General features: G+C 64.6%; 22 protein-coding genes. 6 read left to right on the plus strand and 16 right to left on the minus strand.

Annotation, left to right across the window (positions count from 1 at the left end; translation table 11 throughout):
- Positions 1–2: 2 nt before the first annotated feature.
- Positions 3–647, minus strand: coding sequence for a TetR/AcrR family transcriptional regulator (locus OK015_RS16840; protein WP_442791308.1), 645 nt, complete (start codon positions 645–647; stop codon positions 3–5).
- A 91-nt stretch (positions 648–738) separates the two neighbouring features.
- On the opposite strand from OK015_RS16840, the gene OK015_RS16845 reads away from it, so the two are divergent.
- The 3 genes from OK015_RS16845 to mhpA are packed head-to-tail and all read left to right on the plus strand — an operon-like array spanning position 739 to position 4,342.
- Positions 739–1,872, plus strand: a complete 1,134-nt coding sequence (locus tag OK015_RS16845; protein ID WP_268124634.1) for a VOC family protein — start codon at positions 739–741, stop codon at positions 1,870–1,872.
- Positions 1,869–2,804, plus strand: a complete 936-nt coding sequence (locus OK015_RS16850) for a fumarylacetoacetate hydrolase family protein (RefSeq protein WP_268124636.1) — start codon at positions 1,869–1,871, stop codon at positions 2,802–2,804. The genes OK015_RS16845 and OK015_RS16850 overlap by 4 nt, the downstream gene beginning before the upstream one ends.
- Positions 2,801–4,342: a bifunctional 3-(3-hydroxy-phenyl)propionate/3-hydroxycinnamic acid hydroxylase MhpA gene (mhpA, locus tag OK015_RS16855; protein WP_268124639.1), complete on the plus strand. Its 1,542-nt coding sequence runs from the start codon at positions 2,801–2,803 to the stop codon at positions 4,340–4,342. The genes OK015_RS16850 and mhpA overlap by 4 nt, the downstream gene beginning before the upstream one ends.
- Here the strand turns inward: mhpA and OK015_RS16860 are convergent.
- The 8 genes from OK015_RS16860 to efeU form a co-directional block, all read right to left on the minus strand.
- Entirely contained in the window at positions 4,305–5,207 is a 903-nt protein-coding gene (locus tag OK015_RS16860; protein WP_268124641.1) for a universal stress protein, read from the minus strand. The genes mhpA and OK015_RS16860 overlap by 38 nt on opposite strands.
- A 98-nt stretch (positions 5,208–5,305) precedes the next feature.
- Positions 5,306–5,575: a hypothetical protein gene (locus OK015_RS16865; protein ID WP_268124643.1), complete on the minus strand. Its 270-nt coding sequence runs from the start codon at positions 5,573–5,575 to the stop codon at positions 5,306–5,308.
- A complete protein-coding gene (locus tag OK015_RS16870; protein WP_268124645.1) occupies positions 5,572–6,186 on the minus strand; it encodes an RNA polymerase sigma factor in 615 nt (204 codons plus the stop codon). The genes OK015_RS16865 and OK015_RS16870 overlap by 4 nt, the downstream gene beginning before the upstream one ends.
- 10 nt (positions 6,187–6,196) lie before the next feature.
- Positions 6,197–7,264, minus strand: a complete 1,068-nt coding sequence (locus OK015_RS16875) for an acyl-CoA dehydrogenase family protein (protein ID WP_268124647.1) — start codon at positions 7,262–7,264, stop codon at positions 6,197–6,199.
- An 11-nt stretch (positions 7,265–7,275) separates the two neighbouring features.
- Positions 7,276–7,800 (minus strand): OsmC family protein, encoded by a 525-nt coding sequence (locus OK015_RS16880; protein ID WP_268124649.1) that lies wholly within the window; start codon positions 7,798–7,800, stop codon positions 7,276–7,278.
- Positions 7,801–7,962: 162 nt separating this feature from the next.
- Positions 7,963–9,279: an iron uptake transporter deferrochelatase/peroxidase subunit gene (gene efeB / locus OK015_RS16885; RefSeq protein ID WP_268124651.1), complete on the minus strand. Its 1,317-nt coding sequence runs from the start codon at positions 9,277–9,279 to the stop codon at positions 7,963–7,965.
- Between the two features lie 2 nt (positions 9,280–9,281).
- Positions 9,282–10,364, minus strand: coding sequence for an iron uptake system protein EfeO (gene efeO / locus OK015_RS16890; RefSeq protein WP_268132819.1), 1,083 nt, complete (start codon positions 10,362–10,364; stop codon positions 9,282–9,284).
- A 139-nt stretch (positions 10,365–10,503) separates the two neighbouring features.
- The gene (efeU, locus tag OK015_RS16895; protein WP_268124653.1) at positions 10,504–12,111 is read right to left on the minus strand and encodes an iron uptake transporter permease EfeU; all 1,608 of its coding nucleotides are present in this window, start codon (positions 12,109–12,111) and stop codon (positions 10,504–10,506) included.
- Positions 12,112–12,215: 104 nt separating this feature from the next.
- On the opposite strand from efeU, the gene OK015_RS16900 reads away from it, so the two are divergent.
- On the plus strand, positions 12,216–12,623 hold the full coding sequence (locus OK015_RS16900) for a hypothetical protein (protein WP_268124655.1): 408 nt from the start codon (positions 12,216–12,218) through the stop codon (positions 12,621–12,623).
- A gap of 20 nt (positions 12,624–12,643) precedes the next feature.
- On the opposite strand, the gene OK015_RS16905 is transcribed toward OK015_RS16900, so the two are convergent.
- Complete coding sequence (locus OK015_RS16905) at positions 12,644–13,477, minus strand: DUF3097 domain-containing protein (RefSeq protein ID WP_268124657.1); 834 nt, start codon at positions 13,475–13,477, stop codon at positions 12,644–12,646.
- Between the two features lie 191 nt (positions 13,478–13,668).
- Here OK015_RS16905 and OK015_RS16910 point away from each other — a divergent pair, with 191 nt between their 5' ends.
- Positions 13,669–13,956 (plus strand): DUF3349 domain-containing protein, encoded by a 288-nt coding sequence (locus tag OK015_RS16910; RefSeq protein ID WP_268124659.1) that lies wholly within the window; start codon positions 13,669–13,671, stop codon positions 13,954–13,956.
- Positions 13,957–13,970: 14 nt separating this feature from the next.
- On the opposite strand, the gene OK015_RS16915 is transcribed toward OK015_RS16910, so the two are convergent.
- From OK015_RS16915 to OK015_RS16935, 5 genes are all read right to left on the minus strand, one after another.
- On the minus strand, positions 13,971–15,041 hold the full coding sequence (locus OK015_RS16915; RefSeq protein WP_268124661.1) for an ABC transporter ATP-binding protein: 1,071 nt from the start codon (positions 15,039–15,041) through the stop codon (positions 13,971–13,973).
- A gap of 3 nt (positions 15,042–15,044) precedes the next feature.
- Entirely contained in the window at positions 15,045–15,887 is an 843-nt protein-coding gene (locus OK015_RS16920; protein WP_268124663.1) for a carbohydrate ABC transporter permease, read from the minus strand.
- Positions 15,874–16,737, minus strand: coding sequence for a carbohydrate ABC transporter permease (locus OK015_RS16925; RefSeq protein ID WP_268132821.1), 864 nt, complete (start codon positions 16,735–16,737; stop codon positions 15,874–15,876). Before OK015_RS16925 ends, OK015_RS16920 begins: the two co-directional genes overlap by 14 nt.
- Positions 16,738–16,832: 95 nt before the next feature.
- Positions 16,833–18,158 (minus strand): ABC transporter substrate-binding protein, encoded by a 1,326-nt coding sequence (locus tag OK015_RS16930; protein ID WP_268124665.1) that lies wholly within the window; start codon positions 18,156–18,158, stop codon positions 16,833–16,835.
- A complete protein-coding gene (locus OK015_RS16935; protein ID WP_268124667.1) occupies positions 18,148–19,152 on the minus strand; it encodes a sigma-70 family RNA polymerase sigma factor in 1,005 nt (334 codons plus the stop codon). Before OK015_RS16935 ends, OK015_RS16930 begins: the two co-directional genes overlap by 11 nt.
- 218 nt (positions 19,153–19,370) lie before the next feature.
- Here OK015_RS16935 and OK015_RS16940 point away from each other — a divergent pair, with 218 nt between their 5' ends.
- Entirely contained in the window at positions 19,371–19,727 is a 357-nt protein-coding gene (locus OK015_RS16940; protein WP_268124669.1) for a DoxX family protein, read from the plus strand.
- Here the strand turns inward: OK015_RS16940 and OK015_RS16945 are convergent.
- Positions 19,724–20,353 (minus strand): hypothetical protein, encoded by a 630-nt coding sequence (locus tag OK015_RS16945; protein ID WP_268124671.1) that lies wholly within the window; start codon positions 20,351–20,353, stop codon positions 19,724–19,726. The two genes, OK015_RS16940 and OK015_RS16945, sit on opposite strands and share 4 nt — an antisense overlap.
- Positions 20,354–20,399: the final 46 nt, after the last annotated feature.

Raw genomic sequence — 20,399 nt, forward strand, 5'->3', positions numbered from 1 at the left:
CCTTAAATCGCGGCGAACGCAGCTTCGGGTAGCGGACGCCGGCAGATCGCATGCGCCTCGTCCGCGTCGAGCCCGAACAGACGCAGCACGTTTTCGGTGACGATGTCGGCGGCGTGTGCGTCGTCGCGAACCGGGTCATCACGCAGCAGCTTCCCAAGTCCCAACAGCGCGCCGCCGGCCATGGCCAGGGCCAGCTCCGGGTCATCGAGGTGGAACCTGCCGGCGTCAACTCCGGCCTTGATATCACGCAGCGCGCGGGGAGCCAGGCCGCGTTCGGACGAAAGCAGTGCCGGTCCGTGCGCCAATAGAATCTCGCTCTCCTGCGGGCGCTGACGAAACAACCGGCCGGTCAGCCGGAAACTCGCGGCGAACGTTTCGGCCGGATCTCGGATCGATGTGGTGATCCGGTCCAGCATCGCCCCGTGGGCATCGAGCACGTCGGCCACCGCGGCCTCGAACAACTGCTCCTTGCTATCGAAGTGGTTGTAGAAGGAACCCATCCCGACGTCGGCGATCCGGGTGATCTCCAGCACCGGCACGTTGATTTTCCCCTCGGCGATCAACCGTTGCGCGGCCTTGATCAGCGCCGCACGGGTGCGCTGCTTGCGCAGCTCCAAGCGATTGGGTGGGTCGGCGTGGTCGGGCATTTCGCTCATCTCAACGAGTATGCATCACGTCTGATGATTTCGTCAGAACCCTTGACCGAGCGTTCACCGGTATGTGACGATTTCGTCAGTTATGTTGCCTCAGATCGGACACCCGCACCGGGACCTGCACAGCGAGCAGGGAGCACTCCCCCGCGAACACACCGGCCGGTCACCGAACCCGGTGATCAAAGTCGTCGACATCGCGTGGCTGGAGTTCGAGAAGCCGGACCTGACGCGCGCCGGGGCGTTCGCGCGGGCGTTCGGGTTTCAGGCAGCGCAAAGCGGTCCGGAAGAAATTCAGCTGCGTGGCACCCAAGCGGGTGCGCCATGCGTGATCGTGCGGCGAGGACCGCGAAGTCGATTCGCCCGCGCGGCGTTTCGCGCCGGCGACGAGGCCGACCTGCTGCGCCTCGCCGACAAAACCGGCGTCCTGGCGCGGCCGCTGCCGCAGAGCCTGGGCGGCCTGTCGGTCGACCTGTCCGACCCCGGCGGAATGCCGGTACGCGTCGTCGCCGGTATGCACGAGCTGCCGGAACTGCCGAGTCAGCACCCCCACACGTTCAACTTCGGAGACAACACGCAGCGCGTCAACACCGGCCAGCGTCCCCAACGCGTCCCCGCTCGGGTTCAGCGCCTGGGCCACCTGGTGGTGCAGACGACGAAATACTCCGAAACGCTGAATTGGTATCTGGACAACCTGGGGATGGTCGTCAGCGACTTCTTGTTTTTCCCCGGGCAGCGCGATCGTGGGCCGACCATGAGCTTCATCCGCTGTGATCGAGGGTCGGCGCCCGCCGATCACCACACGCTGGCCGTTGCGCTGGGACCGGCGAACCGTTACGTCCATTCGGCCTACCAGGTCAGCGATCTCGATGCGCTGGCCGCAGGCGGCGAATACCTGCGGGAGCGTGGCTACTTTCGGTCGTGGGGAATCGGCAGGCACATCCAGGGCAGTCAGATCTTCGACTACTGGCGCGATCCCGACGGCTTCTTGGTCGAGCATTTCGCCGACGGCGATCGATTCGACAACACCGTCGAACCCGGCTGGGCGCCGTTCAGCGCGTCCGGGCTTGCCCAGTGGGGGCCACCGGCGACCAAGGACTTCCTTGGTACCGATCTGAAATCGGCTCGCCACGAACTGGTTTCGATGCTCACCGCACTTCGCGACCGCAACGAGTTCGATATCAGCCGCTTCATCGGCCTACTGAAAGTACCCATTTCATGACCATTTCCGTACTGCGTACCGCCGACGCCTGGTGGCTGAAGACCGAGACCGGGGCCGCGAAGATCGACACCACCGCCACCACAACCGCCGCGCTGCTGTCGGATCGGGCGGCAATCGAGACCGCCGGAACTGCGGACACCGTCGCCGTCGACCAACTCACCTTGCTGTCGCCGGTGACCCGGCCGTGCCGAGTGGTGGCTCAAATGACCAACTTCGAGTCGCATGTCAGGGATGCGGGCATGGACCCGGCGTCGGTCCCGCTGACGTTCTTCCGCAAAGCATCGGCATCGATCAACGGCCCGTTCGACGACATCGTCAAACCGTCCCACGTCCAGCTGCTCGACTACGAGGTGGAAATCGGATTGGTGATCGGGCGTGTAATCCCAGTCGGCACACCCATTTCCGATCAGAACCTGGGCGAGTTCATCGCGGGACTGGTCATTACCAACGACGTTTCTGCCCGCGATGTCCAGCTTCCGCAAACCCAGTTCTACGAAGCCAAGTCGTATCCGACGTTCACCCCGGTGGGACCGGAGCTGGTATTGCTGACGCCCGAAGAACTCACCCGGTTCGGCGATCTGCGGCTGCGCCTGAGAGTCAGTGGCATCGAACGGCAGAATGCGCTCGTCGACGGGGACATGTTGTACCGGCCACTGCAGGCGCTGCAATCCCTCACCCAGTTCCAGGAACTCGCCCCGGGCGACTTGGTGCTCACCGGCACCCCGGCCGGTACCGCGCTGAGCGCCCCACCCAAGCCGCTGGCGATGATCGGCAACCTGTTGCCGACGTCCCTCAAATGGAAGGTGTTCTTCAAGGGCCAGGCCCGCAACCCGAAGTATCTAAAACACGGTGACATCGTGGAGGCGTCGGTGGCCACCGACGACGGCACCATCGATCTCGGAACGCAGCGCAACGCCGTCCGATTCTCGTGAGCGCCAAGGATATTCAGCGCGTCACCATCGTCATCGTCGGTGCCGGGCCCACCGGCGTCACCGCCGCCACCCTGTTGGCGCAATACGGCGTGCACACTCTGGTGCTCGATCGCTGGCCGGGCGTGTACCCACAGCCACGCGCCGTGCATCTCGACGACGAGATTTACCGGGTCATCGCCCGGCTCGGCATTGCCGAAGAGTTCGCGGCGATTTCGCGGCCGACGTTGGGTTTGCGATTGCTCGATGATCGATTCCGGGTTCTCGCCGAGTTCACCCGAGATACCTCCCGCAGCCGAAACGGCTTCCCACAGGCCAACATGTTCGATCAGCCGGAGTTGGAGGCCGTGCTGCGGGTAAACCTGCTGCGCTACCCGCAGGCACGGCTCCGCGGCAACGCCGAAGTCACGGCGGTAACCGACACCGGAACCGATCTACGCGTCACCTTCACCGACCGTGTCGACGGCTCGGTGCATCAGGTCGATACCGAATACCTGCTGGGTTGCGACGGCGCTAATAGCCTGGTACGCAGCCAAATAGGTGCAGCAATCACCGATTTGAATTTCAATCAGCGCTGGCTGGTCGTCGACGTGGCAACCGGCGCCGACTTAGGCCAGTGGGAAGGCGTGCACCAAGTATGCAATCCGGTCCGCGCGGGAACCTACATGCGCATCGGGGCGTCGCGTTACCGCTGGGAGTTTCAGTTGCTGGCCGGCGAATGCGCCGATGACTTCGCCACCCTGACCGCGTTGCGGCCACTGATCAGGCGCTGGACTGGCGATGCCGAATTGACGCTGTTGCGCGTCACCGAGTACACGTTCCGCGCCCAGATCGCCCAGCGGTGGCGCCGCGACAAGGTCTTCATCCTCGGCGACGCGGCGCACCTCACTCCCCCATTCATCGGCCAGGGAATGGGGGCAGGCATGCGCGACGCGATGAATCTCGCGTGGAAGCTCGCCGGTGTTCACCACGGCACCCTCGCCCCGGCTGTGCTGGATACCTATGAGCAGGAACGCAAACCGCACACCCGGCAGATGATCCGCTTGGCGCTCAACGTCGGTCGCGCGATGACCGGGGGCGCCCGCGTGGGCAATACGTTGCGCCGCGTGGTGCTGCCGCGGCTGCGGCTGATCCCTGGTCTGCGCGACAAGGTGGTCGACTCCACCACACCGGCGCTGTCCAATTCCGCGCTGGTGTGCAAATCGCGCCGGCCCCGCCAACTCGCCGGCACGCTATGCCCCAACCCGCAGCTACGCGATGGTCAGCGGCTCGACGACGTGGTAGGAACCGGTTTCGCGCTGATCACCACCCGCGGCCCGGACGTTGCCGACGAAGCCGCGCTGCGGCAGCGCGGCTTCGTCGTGCTGGTTACCCAGCCGGGCGACGCACTCGCGCACTGGTTGCGCACGGGCCGTGCCACGGCCGCGCTGGTCCGCCCCGATCGGACGGTCATGCGCGCCGGGCGCGATGTCTCCGTGTTATGCGCGTGGGCATCCAACGTAGTTAGTGGGCGGTCCCTTGCGGCGGCCGAGCGACGATGACAGGTATCCGGACCGAGTGCAGGACGGCGTTGCTGACCGAGCCCAAGATCAGGCCGGTGAGACCGCCCCGGCCGTGGCTGCCGACCACCACCAGCTGCGCCTCCCTCGATTTTGACTGTTGGACAAGCTGATGGGCCGGCAGGTCGCGGACGAGTAGTCGACGCACTGTTACGTTCGGATAGCGTTCGTGCCAGCCCGCCACACTTTCGGCGAGCCTGCGCTCCGCTTCGTCTTCCACTGCCGCCCAGCTCAAATCCGGAAGTTCGCTCAAAGGGACGTCACTCCACGCGTGCAAGGCAATCAATTCGACGCCGCGACGAGAGGCTTGGTCGAACGCGATCTCCGTCGCGAGTTCGGAAGCCGGTGAGCCGTCGATGCCGACCAGTACGGGGCCGTGCTGCGGGTTCGGCAGGTCTTCGTCACGGATGACCGCGACCGGGCAGTTGGCGTGCGACACCACGCTCGAGCTGACCGAACCGAGCAGACCCCGCGCCAGCAGCCCACGCCCCGAGCTGCCCACGACGATCATCTCTGCGTCGTCGGACATCTTGCTCAGGGCCAGCGCCGGAGTCGAATAAACGAACTCCTTCTTAATCGGTACCTTGTGGTCTGCCGGCATGGCATCCTCGGCCAGCTTGAGCGCGTGCGCAAGTTCCTTGCGGCAGTCGTCTTCCAGCTTTACCAACAGCGAGTCGGGGTAGGGAACGGGGGGCCACGTCGTCGTGGGAGTCACTACCGCGTGGAACAGGGTGAGCGGAATGCTTTGCAGCGCCGCATCGCGGGCCGCCCAGACGACGGCGGCGTCCGATGCGGGTGAGCCGTCGACCGCGACGACGATACCGAGTTGCTTGGCAGGTGCCGACATTTCGTACTCCTTTTGTCAGGAGTAACGGTATTGACCGGCATGCCCCCGGTCGTGAGCCTTTAGTCCCCAACCACGGGGACAGAGGACCTTCGCGTCAGCTAGCCGTGTTGACCTTCCCTGAAGTGGTTGATGGCATGCACGACCCCCGCAATGTGCTCTTCGCTGAGTTTCTCCCCGTCAAAGACATGGTTGAGAAGAATCTTGAGGTCGAGCATTTGCTGCAGATAGACCAGACATGGCGGGCAGTCTTCAAGATGCTTGGCCACGATCGGACCCCATTGGTCCGGATTCGAATCGACCAGATCGTCGACCAGCCGAACGAAATCGACGCAGTCGATCGCGGGAACTGTGTTGTCGTAGACGGTCATTGGTGGTACCGCTTTTCTAATTCGTTTCTGAGGTTGCCCCGGGCGCGGTAGAGAAGTGCACGTTGTCCCTCAGCGGATAGTTCAAGAATCTCGGCTGCCTCGTCGGCGGAGGTGCCGACGAGATCACGCAGGATCACCAGCTGCCGCTGCCGTTCGGGCAGCGCATCCAGGGCTACCCGCACGTAGCCGATGAGCTCTTGCGCCACGGTGCGGTCCTCCGGCAGAAAGCGCCGCGAGGGCGGGACGCTCCAATGCCCGGCGTCGGGGTGGCCGGCGGGATGCATGCGGCCCGACAGTGGCTCGGTATCGGCAGCGGCCAGGACCTCGTGGTCTCGGATCCGGGACTCGCGGCGCCGGTGCCGCGAAGCGGTGTTCTTGACGATTGCGAACAGCCAGGTGCCCACGGACGAGCGGCCCTCGAACGACGCCGAGGATTGCAAAACCTGCACCCACGCCTCCTGCACCGCTTCTTCAGCCACTGTCGCCGAATCCACCATCGTGCGCGCGAAATTCACCATCGGCCGGTGAAAGTCGCGAACCAAGTTGGCGAGCGGAATCCCGCCGACCAGGTGCTGAGTCCCCTCCGGTGGCACCGCCACCGGGGTCACCATCGACCCGAACTCAAGCGCATCTTCCTAGTTCCCAGCGCAGTTGCGCTTCCGACGGCGACTGCACGGGGATAAACGCCGCTTCCCGGTAACGCCGGCTGGCCGCAGTACGGCTCGCGTACCCCTTGCCGCCGGCGGTTCGAATCTCTAAATCTGCACTGGCACTGGATAATTCGGCAGCAGCAAGGCGCAGTGACAAGAGCTCTTTCTTCGTCGGCGACTTCGCCCCGCCAACGGCGGCGGCCACGTCGGCCAGCGTCGCCTCCGCCGCGGCGAGCTTCTCGGCGATCGCGTCGACCTCGGCAGTGAACACCGAGTTGACCCCCGAGAGCCCGAGCTTGCTCTGTTCGACCGTGGTCCGGGTCAGCCCCAGGCACATGGCCGACTGCAAGACGAGGAACGTCGGTCGCACCGTCTGCAGGAACTCGTCAAATTCCGTGGACAGCACCTGTTCTGAGCCGATCTGCGCATTTTCCAGCTTCAGATACGACGACGCGGTGCTACCCATGGCCAGCAGGTCGAAGTGATCACCGATGACGACGCCCGGGGTCCCCAGCGGGAGAGCCACGATCAACTTCTCGCCGGCATCGGTGCTGGCCGCGGTAACCATCGTCGAATCGGGATAGAGGTTGCTGGCCCACCTGATTGAACCGCTCAGCAGGTAGCCGCCGTCGACCGGCGCGGCAGTCAGGTCCAGACTGCCGCAGCCGGCCGCCTCCTTGAACGCCGACGCCATCCCGGTCACTCCCAGGGCGGCACCGGACAGCAGTGGCTGAGCCGCCGCAAGGCTGAATGGCGTTGCGGCCGTGAGCAAATACTCGATCGTCATTCGGTTGGCCCACACCGAGAATCCCGTACTCATGCACTCTCCGGATATCTGCCCGATGACATCGGCCATCCGCGGGAGCCGTCCGTCGGTGTTTCCCGGCGCACCCAGGCCAAGTAGGCCGGCTGCGCCGAGCCGAGTGAAACTGCGGCGGGAGGTTTCCTCACCGCTGTCCAACGTGCCGGCATGGGCACGAATGTCTGCCAGCAGCTCCGGGTCGAGCCGCTCGACTGCGGAATCCACGGTTGCGGTCACTGCATTGCCTCCTAGTCGACGATGAGAGTCGAGTCGACGCTGGCCGGGCGCCGGAACGTATTGACCACGGGCGACCAGGCGATGGCGTTGTCGTGGATCTGCTTGAGCGTCTCGTCGTCGGTGTCTCCGGCCAGCGCCACCTTGCAGCGCACCGCGGTGAAGCCCAGGACCTTGCCGTCCGGGGTGTCGCCGACGCCCCACACCGCGGAGATGTCGATGTCGCCTTCCATCTCGACCTCGATCTTGGTGAGTGTCACGCCACGGTGCGTGGCGTTGGCCAACAAACCGACCGAGATGCAGGATCCCAAGGCGGCCAGGGCGGTCTCCGACGGATTGGGCGCGGAGTCGTCACCGAGCAGCGCGGGCGGTTCCCCGACGAGCATCGGCGTGAGGTCGCGCACGTAGGTCATATTGCGAAACCCAGCCTCGCAAACCGTTCTGGCTTTCAGGGTCTTCTTGCCGGTCGTGGGGTCGGACTTGGCGTTACAGGACAGCCGGTCGAGCCCTTCCGCGTCGATGATGAGCGCGTCGGTCATGGAGTTCCTCCGTTTTCTCGCTGATTTTGGTCTTCACGTCGTTAGTGCTCGGCGAACGCCGGTGCGTGACGGTCGGTCGGATTTATTTACCGCGACGAAACGAACATGACCCACCCAAGACGCCGCGGCCGCCGGTCGCTGCGCGGCGCGGGTGAGATTTGCTCAGCTGAACAGGCTTTGCGCGATGTAGTGGCCTTCCGCGGGCGCGGGGGGTACCGCGAAGATAGCTGATCCGATGTGACGGATGTACTCGTTGAGCAGATCGTTGGCGCCGAGCCGGTTCTGCAGACGAATAAAATCTTGCGGATCTTTTTGATACGAGAGGAACAGCAACCCGGCATTGAGTTGGCCATTCGGGTCGAGGCCGTCGGTGTAGTTGTAGGAGCGTCGACGGATCATGATGCCGTCGTTGTTTTCCCGGGCGGCCAAGCCGACGTGTGACAACGGATCGATGAGCGGCGTACCGTCGGCGCCGGTGGCGGCGAAGTTGGGCGTGTCGAATTCGGCCTTGCCGCTCAGCGGCGCCCCTTCCTGCTTGGTACGGCCGAAGATCTTCTGCTGGTTGCCGACCCGGTCGACGTCCCAGGTCTCCAGCAGCATCCGGATCTTGCGCACGACCTGGTAGGTACCACCGTTCATCCACGGCTGGTCACTGTTGTCGACCCAGACGAAACGCCCGTATTCCGCCTCGGTGGTGACGTTGCGGGTGCCGTCCTTGAATCCCAACAGGTTTCGCGGGGTCTGCTGACCGGGGCCGGCCGACGCTCGTCCAAACCCCAGCACCGCCCAGAACGGCGACACGATATTGCGGCCGAGACGGGCCAGATTGCGCACCGCGTGGTAACAGACCTGCGGGTCGTCCGCGCAGGCTTGCACCGACAGGTCGCCACCGTGCAGCCGCGCATCCAGGTTGTCCCCGTTGAGTGGCGGCAGGTCGGTGAACACCGCCGGACGCCGCGCCGCAAGCCCGAACCGATCTCCGAAAAGCGCCGGGCCCAACCCGATCGTCACGGTGAGACTGGCCGGGCTCAGCCCGTAGGCCTCACCGGTATCGGTGGGCGGCTGCACCTCGACCTGCGGCTGGACCGTGCCGACGGGCTTGCCCTGCTGCAGGACCGCGACCGCGGCCGACCAGCGCGCCAGCAGCGCTTGTAGATCCGCGCGACCGGCGCCAGAGGCCAACGAGAATGACATGAAGACGGCGTAACGCTGTGGGAGCGTCGCGATTCCACCCTGGTGAACCTGGCCGTAGAAAGGGTAACTACGGCGCAGGTCTACGGTGTCGTCCCCAGCATCCGAGCCATCGCGATGCGCGGTCGCGGACGCATAGCCGGCGAAGCCGCCACCGACGGCACCGACGGCGGTCCCGGTGAGCCCGGCCAGCATCGCGCCGCCGAGCATCCGCCGCCGCGATACCGATGCGGCCTCAGCCGGCGTCTCGGCATTGTCGGCGTGTTCGGCCAGCGCGTCGTCGGCCATCGTCAGTTCGCCGAGACCACTTTTTGAGCGACCGTGGACAGGCTCTGGTGCAGCGGCTGGATCACCGCGGTCAACTTGGGCGCATCGCTGGCCTGCAGCGCGGGAGTGTACGCACGGTAGCCGCCCAGCGCGGTCGGGTCGCGATAGCCGTCCAGCACATTCAGTACCGCCCGGAACTGCTGATCAATCTGATTGACCAGATTGGCGTCGATCTTCTCCAGTCCGGGCCGCAGCGACGCGTAAGCCTGTTGCGCGCCTTCGACATTGCCGGAGAAGTCGACCAGGTCGATATGACTGAAGGCCTCTTCCTCGCCGGTGATCTTGGTGTTTTGTACCTCTTCGATCAAATCGCTTGCACCGTTGGCCAAATCCTCGGGCTTGTATTGCAGGCTGGCGACCACGTTGTTCAATTTGCCGACATTGCCCACCAATTCGGTGCTCAGGGCCTTGGTGCCCGGGGTGATCGCGCCGCCCTGCCAGAGGTCGCGTTCGATCGCATGGAAACCCTTCCATCCGACTTTGGCATCCACGGGAGTCGACGCACGCATGTCGATCAGGTAGTCCAGGCTGCCCGCGTTGTCCCCGACCGCGAAGCCCGGCAGGACGAAGCCTTCCACACTGGATTCCGCACGCTCGTAGAACAGTCGGGCCTTCGCGTAGGCCACCTTGGAAGCGTCGAGGTTGCCCGACTGTATCGCCGCATCGAGCGCCTTCACGCCGTCACCGAGCTGCGCGATCTGATTGACGATGTACGCCGCGTAGTCCTTGGTGCCCTGACTGAGGATGCTCGCCACCGTGCCCGTCGGTCCCGCCGGCGCCTGACCTGTCACCGTCAGGTTCTGGTACTCGGCGCTCGCGCCGGGGCAATACACCTGGTACGAACCGCCCTCCAGCGAGACCGTGAACGAGACCGGATCCAGGCCGGGTGCCAGATTCTCCTTTTCCCCCACAATGCGCTGATCCCGGAGCAACTCCATTTCGGTGATGCCCGGTGCGCTGGTGTTGACCACGGTGAAGGTCACCGGTCCGGCCGGCACGCTGGTGGTGTCCAGGGCGCAACCGTCTTTTCCGCCGGTGTTAGCCATCGTCACCTTGACGGCCTTGGTCCCGCCGGGTTGACCGGCCTGCCCCGGCCCGGAAGGGCTCGACTGCCCGCCCGAGTGGCTGCATGCGACCACCGGAAAGGCGCTCATCACGGCGAGAACCGTTGCAGTCAGCCAGAATTTACGAGACCGGCACGTTACCGGGGCGGTGCGACTCACCATTGATCGATTTCCTCTCATCCTGTTGCCTGCGGCCTACGCGCACCGAGGCTATCGCTGACAGCGCACAAGCCAGCGCAAAGCAGGCTAGTACCAACGGAAGCCAGACACGCCATAGTTGGCTCTCTCCACGATTGCGGTCGCCGGCGACGATCCCGGCGACCGTCGAGTGGTCTTCGGCAACCGACGTCGACCAGTCGGTCGGTAGCCCGCCAAGACTGACGGTCTTGGCCCCGGCCAGCCCACCACCGGTCAGGATCGCCGTGCGGTTGCTCGTCGCTTGCGCACTCACCACTGAGTTACCTTGCGCGAGCACGGTATACACAGTGGTCGTTGACCATTGCCCCTGAAACGGCCCCGGAGTACGGCCAACGCTGAGACCGACCGGCAACCGGCCCCCCGTCATGGTGAGCAACTGATCCAGCGTGACGGCCGTCGCACCGTCGGCTCCGAGAGCCTCGGAACCCTGCAATACCTGTACCAGCAAGCCATCCAGGGTTTCCTCGCCCGCCGGGGCGAGCGGGATGCTGTGTGCGGTCGCGGTGCCGTCGGCGACGACCAGCGTTTGGCCTTGTGGCCCGCCGGTCAGCGACACCGCAGCGGTGTGCCCGGCGCGGTCGGTGACGGTGCGGGCCCGCACGTCGGACGCGCGGGTTGGGGCCGGTGCCGTGATCGCCAGCCCAGCCGCGACGATGATCAGCACCGCGGACGTCGCCGCCAGCAATCGGCACCGCGTTCGCGGCGCGGCGGCAAGGCGCGGGGGCCACAGGAAGACGACGAGCACCGGAACCGCATACAGCAGCCAGCCCAGCAGCTCGATCAAGCGTGGATCGGTGGGGATGCCGAACACCCCGGCGAGCAGTGCACTCAGCACGGACTGGCTGGGTATCCAGGCCGAGAGGTCGAGCACCTGTTGCTGGCCGATCGTCACCCAGCCCGCCTCGTGTGCGGTGCGCAGCGCACCCAGCACCAGCCCGGCGGCGATCAGCACCAAAAACACTCCGGTGACGCGGAAGAAGCGGCCCAGGTTGAGCTTCAGCCCACCGAAGTAGAGACCGATGCCCAGCAAGATCGCCGCCGCGATGCCCGAAGCGCCCCCCAGCACCGCGAACCACCGGTTGCCGTGCGACGTCTGCGCGGCCGCCAGCAGAAACACCGACGTCTCGAAGCCCTCCTTGAGGACGGCCAGAAACGCCATCACGACGAGTGCCAACGTGCCGCCACGGTTCAGTGCCTGTTGGGCTTCTCGTTCAAGTTCGCCCTTGAGCCCCATGGCGTTGCGGTTCATCCAGATGATCATCGAAGTCACAAACACCACGGCAATGGCGTTGATGACGGTCTCCAGCATTTCCTGCTGGGCTTGCGGCAGCGTGGCGGAGAACAGATCCAGACCGACGCCAACCGCAACGCTGATCAAGACGGCCAATGTCACGCCGAGGAACATCGGGCGGGTCGATTGACCATTTCGCTTGAGGAAGGCGGCGACGATGCTCACGATGAGCGCCGCCTCCAGGCCCTCGCGCAGTCCGATCAGGAACGTGCCGAGGAAAATGCCGAATACGCCCTGCATGCACCCGACTCCCGTCCCGTGGATCGAGACCTCCGACTTAGCCTACCCTAACTTTGGAACGGGCCCGCTGTCACAGTTTCCGACGTTGCGCCGTCATACATGTCATGAATCCCATCCTCTGCCGTCTGTGTCTCTTCGTGCTGACGCTCAGCGGCGCGTTCGTCGGCTGCTGGGCGTATTTCGCTCCGCTGAGTTGGTACAACACCTTTCCCGGCATGGGCATGAGGTGGCTTCCCGTCCTCGGCCCGTACAACGAACATCTCGTCAAGGACGTCGGCGGCATGTACCTCGCCCTGACCGCGTTGAGCGCTTCGACTCTCGTCTACCTCTCAAATCGGCCGCTCCGGATTGTCACCGCGGTGAGCTGGACGACGTTCAATCTGTTGCATCTGATCTATCACCTGCAGATGCTGCGCATGTACGGCGCTCGCGACGCCGTCCTCAACGTGATCGCCCTGGGCGGGGTGCTGCTTTGCTCCGCGGCGCTGGGTGTGCCCGCCCGCTCGAAGTAAGCCGAGAGCGACCGGACGGGTCAGCGCCCAGGCTCGGTCACGAAGTCGATGAGTTCTTCGACTTTGCTGATCAGCGCGGGTTCGAGATCGCTCCAGTCGCGCACCCGCGAGCGGATGCGCCGCCACGCTCGGGCGATGTCGGCCTGGTTGGCGTGCGGCACACCGAGCGCCGCGCACGCGCCGTGTTTCCACTCGATGTGTCGCGGCACGTCGGGCCAGGCCGCCAGACCAAGCCGCTCGGGCTTCACCGCCTGCCAGATGTCGACATAGGGATGGCCGACGACCAGTGTGTCGGGACCACCCGGACCTCGGCGCACGGCCTCGGCGATCCGCGCCTCTTTCGAGCCCGCGACGAGGTGATCGACGAGAACGCCGAGCCGGCGCCCGGGCCCCGGCGCGAACTCCGCCACGATGCCGACCAGATCGTCGACGCCACCGAGATGCTCGACGACGACGCCCTCGATGCGCAGATCCTCGCCCCAGACCTGCGCGATGAGTTCCGCGTCGTGGCGGCCCTCGACATAGATACGGCTGGCCCGCGCGACCCGGGCACGAGCGCCCGGTACCGCGACGGAACCCGACGCCGTGCGGCTCGCAGCGGGGGGCGCCGCCCGGCGCGGCTCGGTGAGGATCACCGGGCGACCGTCCAGTAGGTAGCCCGGCCCCAACGGGAAGCCACGGACGTGGCCGTGCCGGTCTTCCAGGTCGATACGTCCGTACTCGACCCGGACCACCGCACCGACGTAGCCGGTCTCGACGTCTTCGACGACGAGTCCCAGCTCAGCGGGATGTTCGGTCGAGCGCGGCTTACGCCGACCGGCAGCCAGAACATCGGTTCCGTAGCGATCCGTCACTCGGCAATACTAGGAACGCGCACGGCGAAAACTCGTGATCGGCGCGCCCGCGGGCCCCGCCGGCCGGGCGTTAATAACGAGAAAAGATCAACGCGATACGTGCAAGGATTGCGTTGTCTTACCGACAAACCCCGAGGTCACTGCTACCTTACGTAGAGCGCCTAACGCGCGGTGGTAAACGAGGTGGAGTCATGGGGATCGCCGATCTGGTGTCGAAGGCTGTCGCGTTTCTGCGCGCCGGCTACCCGACCGGAATGCCGGCGACCGGCTATCTGCCGCTGGCGGCGCTGGTGCCCCGGCGGGTAACCGATGACGAAGTCGTCGCTATCGCAGGCGAATTCACGGCCCGCAGAGCGGCTCCCCTAAGTCCCGTCGATATCGGAGTCGCGATTTTTCGGGCCATCAACGCGATGCCCTCACTGGACGACATCAAGCGCGTCGAACATCGACTTGATGCCATCGGGTGCGCGCGGCGTTAGTCCGGGGCAGCCGCTCATCCGACCCGCTCGCCGTCGACTCCAAAGAAATGCAAGTGCCCAAGTTCTGGATGTAATCGCACTCGGCTGCCCTTCTGGGGCGGATTGTGGCCGTCGGCGCGCGCGACGACGTCTTGATCGATGGCCTTGGCCGAGTCGGTGATCCGGCCATACAGGTACGCGTCGGCCCCGAGTTCTTCGACGACGTCGACCTCCATCTCGACGCCCAGACCGCCCAGCTCGAAGTGCTCCGGACGGACCCCTACCACGATCTCGCCCGCGCTGTCAGCGATCTCACGCGGTATCTGGATCGGCCAATCCCCCAGCGAAACAGTGGAATCGACGATCGGCAAAGTGAAAAGGTTCATCGCCGGAGACCCGATGAATCCGGCCACAAAGACGTTGGCGGGGTTGCGGTAGAGCTCGCGTGGCGCCGCGAATTGTTGCAGCACGCCGTCGCGCAGGACTGCGACACGGTCGCCCATGGTCATGGCCTCGACCTGATCGTGGGTGACATAAACGGTTGTCGTCGCGAGCCGTCGCTGCAACGCGGCGATCTGATTGCGCGTTTGCACACGCAGTTTGGCATCCAGATTGGACAGCGGTTCGTCCATCAGGAACACCTGCGGGCGCCGCACGATCGCGCGTCCCATCGCCACCCGCTGGCGTTGTCCACCGGAGAGGTCTTTGGGTTTGCGATCCAGATATGGTTCCAGATCGAGCAATTTCGCCGCGGCGAGAATCCGCTCGCTGATCTCAACCTTGGGTATTTTCGCGATCTTCAACGCAAAACCCATGTTCTGCGCGACCGTCATATGCGGGTAGAGGGCGTAGTTCTGGAAGACCATCGCGACGTCGCGGTCTTTGGGATCGACGTTGGTCACGTCGCGCTCGCCAATGCGGACGCATCCCGCATCCAGCGTCTCCAATCCGGCCACCATCCGCAACGAGGTCGTCTTGCCGCATCCCGATGGTCCGACCAGGACGACGAACTCACCATCACCCACGAACAAGTCGAGGCCATCTAAGGCCGGGCGGTCCGTGCCCGGGAAGTGGCGCGTCGCTTGCTCGAAACTCACCGAAGCCACGCCTCACCCACCAAGCCCGGTCACGGCGATACCCCGCACAAAGGAGCGTTGCGCAACCGCATAGATCATGACCAACGGGATCATGATGAGGATCGAGGCCGCCATGATGATCGGCCAGCGTGCGACGTACTCCCCCCGTAGCCGGACCAGGCCGAGAGTCAGGGTGGCCAGGCTATTGCGTTGCAGCATCAGCAACGGCCACAGAAAGTCGTTCCAGACGTTGACCCAGGTGAGTACGGCAAGCACCATCACGGCGGGCCTGGCATGAGGAAGTAGAACCCTCCAATAGATCTGCCACGGCGAACAACCGTCGAGAATCGCGGCTTCCTCGAGATCGCTTGGCAGCGTTTGGAAGAACTGCCGCATCAGGTAGGTGCCGAACGCACTGCCGAACAAGCCGGGCACGATCATCGCCCACGGCGTGTCCACCCAACCCACCGTACGCATCAGAATGAACTGCGGGATCACCGTTACGGTCAGCGGCACCATCAGCGTCCCCAGGTACAACACGAACAAAGTGTCGCGGCCGCGGAATTGCAGTCGCGCGAAGGCATACCCGGCCAGCGAGCAGAAGAAGACCTGCCCGGCGGTAACGCATCCGGCATACAGCACGGTGTTGAAAAACATTCGCCAGAAGGGCATCAACGTGAACACCTCGGTGTAGTTCGACCACCGCGGGTGGGCCGGCAGTAGCTTCGGCTCGCTGATCTCGCCTTCTCGCTTCAGGGAGCCCAACACCGCCCAGGCGACCGGGAAGAGCCAGCACCAGGCGATCGCGATCAGCGCGGTGTAGACCACAACGGCACGAAAAGCACTGCGCTTGAACACTCCTTCAGCTAAGGCCACGGGAAGCCTCCCAAGATCGCCGATGCGTAAGGCGCAACTGCACCAGGGTCAATACCAGCAGAATCGCGAACATCACCCACGCCAGCGCCGATGCGTACCCAAACTCCAGGAAAGAGAAGGCGTGTTGGAACAGCATGATGCCCAGCACATATGTCGACGTCTCCGGACCGCCGTTCGAACCGTTGAGAACATAGACGATGTCAAACGCCTGGAACGCGTGGATGATTGAAATGACGACGACAAACGACACCGAGCCGCGGATCAGCGGGACCGTAATGGACAGGAACTGCCGCACCTCGCCGGCACCGTCGATTTTGGCTGCCTCGTAGACGGTTTCCGGCACTCCTTGCATCGCAGCCAGCAAGATGATGGTTGCGAACGGCACACTCCGCCACACGGCGACCACGCAGAGCGAGGCCATCGCCCAATTGGGGTCGACCAGCCATGGGATCGGGCCGATCCCGACCCATGCGAGCATGATGTTGAGCAGCCCGTTGTCGGTATTGAAGACAAACTGCCAGACGACGGCCAGCACCACCGACGAGATGGCCAGCGGCATAAAAATGATCGTCCGAACGATGGTGATGCCCTTGGCTTTCCGGTTCAGTACCGCAGCGACGACGAGGCTGACGACGACGGTGGGTATGACCGTTCCGAGAGTGAAGACCACGGTATTGCGGATGGCGATCAGGAACAACGGGTCAGAGGTGAAGAGGTCTTCGAAGTTTTTCAGGCCCACGAACTTCGGCGGTCGGAACACGTCCCACTGCTGGAAGCTCATGTACAGCGAAAACCCGAGCGGAAAGAGCATGAAGACCGCGACCGCGGCCACGTTCGGTGCGACGAACATGCGTCCCGCCCACGCCCGCCGCCGCGACGGATACGGTCCCTTCGGGCGGCGTTTCGCGGTGGCCGGTGTGAGTCCGCCGGATTCCTTCACCAACGTCATGGGTTATTTAGCACCTCGTCGACGGCATGTGACAGTCCGGTCAGCGACGTCGCTGGGCGTGACCCCCGCAATACGGGTCCCATGTTGCGGTCCATCAGGGCAACGATCTTCTCCCACGCCGGCGTGACGGGCAGGCCTTCGGAGTGGGACGGTCCTTCGGTGAGCACGGCTAGATTGCGAATCCTGCGGTGGGACTTGGCAAATCCGTCCGAGTCCAGCACGGACCGTAACACCGGCACAAAGAGGCAGGATTCGGCGATGATCGCCTGACCGACGGGACCGGTGGCGAACTTGACGAACTGCCATGCCTGGTCCTTACGCTGGCTGCTCGCCGAGATCGACAGTCCGGTGGTGCCGATATTGGAACAGGCGCCCCGCCCCCTGGGCAGCGACGGCCCCACCGGCAAAGTCGTGACGTCGAAATCTAAACCCGGCGCTTGTATAAAGGTCTGGTACCGCCAGTGGCCACCAAGCGCCATCGCTGCTTTGCCCGATGCGAACAGATCAGGCGTGGACATCGACTGCACCTCGGATGCATTGGGCGCTACCTTGTGCTTGTTAGACAGGTCGGCATAGAACTGCACCGCCTCCATGAACGCGGGATCATCGAAATTGAAATGGGTCGGATTCCTCCTCGGCGAAGACCACGACACGCCGTTGTTCAAGGCGAACAACCCGGCCGAGTAGTAGGAAACAAACGTGTTGACGAAGCCCCACTGCGAGACTCGTCCCGAACCGTCGCGCTTGGTCAACGCCTTGGCCGCTTCCAAGAATTCGGCGAAAGTCCACGTCTTGTCCCAGGCCGTCGGCGGAGCCGGCACCTTGGCGTCGGCAAAAAGCCGCCTGTTGTAGAACAAGAAGTTTCCGGACCATTGCTCCGGAAAGGCGTATTGCCCCCCGTTGTAGGCGAACGTGTCGTATAGGGGCCCGACACTGTCCGCTTTCAACTGCGCACCGAATCCGGGGTCGCGGGCCAACGCGTCGTTGAGGTCCAGCAACACCCCCCGCTCGGCCAGTTCGGCGTAACTTAAATCCCAGGTCTGCAGTACATCTGGGCATTTGCCGCCCGCGCAGAAGGTCGACAGCTGCTGCATCACACCCGGCCCGGACAACACCGCCCGAACCTTGATGTCGGGATGTCGGCGCCGGAATTCGTTGACGACGCGCACCCTGGCCGCCGCCTCATCCGGGTTGGCCGCGAAAAAGAACGTCAACGCGTCGTCGTCGGACGCACACCCACCGGCCCACGGGGCCACCGCCGCGGCGGCGAGTACACCGGCGCCGCGCATCAAGCTCCGCCGTCCGAACGGCTTACCGAGCATCCTGCTCCCGTTCTCGCCCCATGGCCGGCGACCGCGCCGGCCGATTCCCATGTCCTTGGTACCCGATGAGGCTGGAATCTGCCTGAGACGGCCGTCGCGGCAGCGCGAGCACGGCCCGGCGCGGGCGGTCGGCCTCGGCGATGTCGATCGCGTGGATGCGGTTGTCCGCGCCGATGCCGAGCCGCAACAGGATCCGCGCGCGCCCCTGCGGGGCGATCACGATGCCGGGAACACCGTCGATCAGCATGACGACACCGGCCCGCGCGCGCTGGGCGAATCGACGGGTTTCCTCGGCGATCTCGCGGGCCCCGTGCAACTCGGCCGGCACGTCCTCGGGAACCAGCACCCGATCGACCCTGCGCACCACGTCAGGAGCCAGCAGCTCGAGCAAGGTGGCGATGTCACCGCCGCGGGACGCCGCCAAAAACGCGTCCACGACCTCGAGGTGCTGGGCCACCCGACCGGGTTGGGCGGACGAGTCGTCGTGCAGACGCGCACGCGCTCGGCTCGCCAGCTTCTTCGCGGCCGCCGGCGACCGGTCCAACACGGCGGCAATCGTCTCGAAGGGCACCGCGAACACGTCGTGCAGGACGAACGCGACGCGCTGCGCGGGCGACAGGCGATCCAGCACCACCAGCATCGCGCTGCCGACCGATTCGGCCAGCAGCACATTCTCGTCCGCAGGGCCACCCGCGCCGGAGGCCAACCGGTCGAATTCTCCCGCGTCGGCCAGCGGTTGCTCGGCACGGCGCGTGCGGGCCCGAAGCTGGTCGAACGCCGTGTGCGCGGTAATTGTCGTGAACCAGCCGGTCAGGTTGGCGACGTCGCCGATGCCGTCTGCACGGCTGGCTTTCAGCCATGCCGACTGCACCGCGTCGTCGGCATCGGCCATCGAGCCGAGCAGGCGAAACGCCACCGCCCGCAGGTGCTGACGGTCGGCGTCGAAGCGTTGTGCCAGATCCGCCAGGTTCATCAGATTTTTGGTCGCGCTCATGAGGTCACCTTTTCGGCACGGGAGTCGTCAAGACGATGACCACATCGATCGACTCTGTGCCGCAAGGAGACCACCATGACCCTACCGATTGTGCGCCGCAGCGCGCGCAGCAGCCACGCGGCTCGCCCGTGCGGAAATAGCTGCACCACAACGGATTGAACGACGAAAACGGATTGAACGACGAAAACGGATTGAACGACGAAAAAGGACCCGATCGAATGCATACCGCAAGCCTCGTGATCACGCTGCTCACGGCGATCATCACCGCCGGGATCGCCGTACCCGATTTCGTTCCCGCGAAATTCGTCCTGGCAAACTCGGCCGAGGTCGGAGTACCCCGTTCGTGGTTACCGGCGCTGGGAGCGACCAAGCTAGCCGGGGCCGTTGGACTGCTCGCCGGGCTCGTGGGCCTACCGGCTTTGGCTATCGCGGCCGCGACCGGCCTGGTCCTCTACTTCGCCGGTGCGGTGCTGACGCACCTGCGGGCACATGTGCTGTACAACATCGCTTTTCCCGGCGCGTTCCTGTGCCTGTCGGCAGCGTCGTTGGCGCTGCTGATCGGTGAGCGCTACTAGCTGGTCACGCGAGTCTTGACGGCGTCATCCTGCTTCTTGGCGACATCAAGCACGAAGTCCTGCGGAGCGGCGTCGTTGGGCCCGCTGTCGAACTCCAGGTCGACGACGACCTTGCCCTCGGCGAACACGACGTAGGTCACCGATTTGGTGTTGTCGGGCGATGGGCCGACGACGATGATCCCGTTCGTCCCGACCGAGAACGGCTGGGGTTCACCGGTGACGTACTTAGCCAGCGAGGCCGGGCGGTCTTTGGCGCCCTGGTTCGCGGAAGCCGCATCGGTGAAGACCACGAGGAGGTCGTCGATGGTATGAGTTTTGGAGGTGTTGCTGAATGTCACCGCCACCCCGGCCACGCCACCCGGGTTCTGTTGCGGCGGACCCAATGTCGTGTCGGCGCCGATATCCGCGGCCGTGATCAGCAAGTTGGAGTAGTCGCCCAGTGGCGCGGTCCCCGACGGAGCCGCGCTTGACGCGGACGACGATGCTGCCGAGCTCGACGACGCCGCGGATGTCGACGAGGACGAGGACGAGGAGGAAGATGGTTTTTCGTCTTTGCCACAGCCTGTTGTGACGGTCAGCAGAGCGGTGATCGCCACCCCAACACCGACGGTTCGTATCACACTCATCGTTTGCCTCCGTTTCATGACAGCTATTTCTACGGCACCCATCACG

Source organism: Mycobacterium sp. Aquia_216, assembly GCF_026723865.1.
GTDB lineage: Bacteria > Actinomycetota > Actinomycetes > Mycobacteriales > Mycobacteriaceae > Mycobacterium.

Bases quoted from the DNA above. Each gene is read 5' to 3' on its own strand.
- OK015_RS16840 (WP_442791308.1), bottom strand. From the start codon at position 647: ATGCCCGACCACGCCGACCCACCCAATCGCTTGGAGCTGCGCAAGCAG.
- OK015_RS16845 (WP_268124634.1), top strand. From the start codon at position 739: ATGTTGCCTCAGATCGGACACCCGCACCGGGACCTGCACAGCGAGCAG.
- OK015_RS16850 (WP_268124636.1), top strand. From the start codon at position 1,869: ATGACCATTTCCGTACTGCGTACCGCCGACGCCTGGTGGCTGAAGACC.
- OK015_RS16860 (WP_268124641.1), bottom strand. From the start codon at position 5,207: ATGTCGGCACCTGCCAAGCAACTCGGTATCGTCGTCGCGGTCGACGGC.
- OK015_RS16865 (WP_268124643.1), bottom strand. From the start codon at position 5,575: ATGACCGTCTACGACAACACAGTTCCCGCGATCGACTGCGTCGATTTC.
- OK015_RS16870 (WP_268124645.1), bottom strand. From the start codon at position 6,186: ATGGTGACCCCGGTGGCGGTGCCACCGGAGGGGACTCAGCACCTGGTC.
- OK015_RS16880 (WP_268124649.1), bottom strand. From the start codon at position 7,800: ATGACCGACGCGCTCATCATCGACGCGGAAGGGCTCGACCGGCTGTCC.
- efeB (WP_268124651.1), bottom strand. From the start codon at position 9,279: ATGGCCGACGACGCGCTGGCCGAACACGCCGACAATGCCGAGACGCCG.
- efeO (WP_268132819.1), bottom strand. From the start codon at position 10,364: ATGGCTAACACCGGCGGAAAAGACGGTTGCGCCCTGGACACCACCAGC.
- efeU (WP_268124653.1), bottom strand. From the start codon at position 12,111: ATGCAGGGCGTATTCGGCATTTTCCTCGGCACGTTCCTGATCGGACTG.
- OK015_RS16900 (WP_268124655.1), top strand. From the start codon at position 12,216: ATGAATCCCATCCTCTGCCGTCTGTGTCTCTTCGTGCTGACGCTCAGC.
- OK015_RS16910 (WP_268124659.1), top strand. From the start codon at position 13,669: ATGGGGATCGCCGATCTGGTGTCGAAGGCTGTCGCGTTTCTGCGCGCC.
- OK015_RS16925 (WP_268132821.1), bottom strand. From the start codon at position 16,737: ATGTTCGTCGCACCGAACGTGGCCGCGGTCGCGGTCTTCATGCTCTTT.
- OK015_RS16930 (WP_268124665.1), bottom strand. From the start codon at position 18,158: ATGCTCGGTAAGCCGTTCGGACGGCGGAGCTTGATGCGCGGCGCCGGT.
- OK015_RS16935 (WP_268124667.1), bottom strand. From the start codon at position 19,152: ATGAGCGCGACCAAAAATCTGATGAACCTGGCGGATCTGGCACAACGC.
- OK015_RS16940 (WP_268124669.1), top strand. From the start codon at position 19,371: ATGCATACCGCAAGCCTCGTGATCACGCTGCTCACGGCGATCATCACC.
- OK015_RS16945 (WP_268124671.1), bottom strand. From the start codon at position 20,353: ATGAGTGTGATACGAACCGTCGGTGTTGGGGTGGCGATCACCGCTCTG.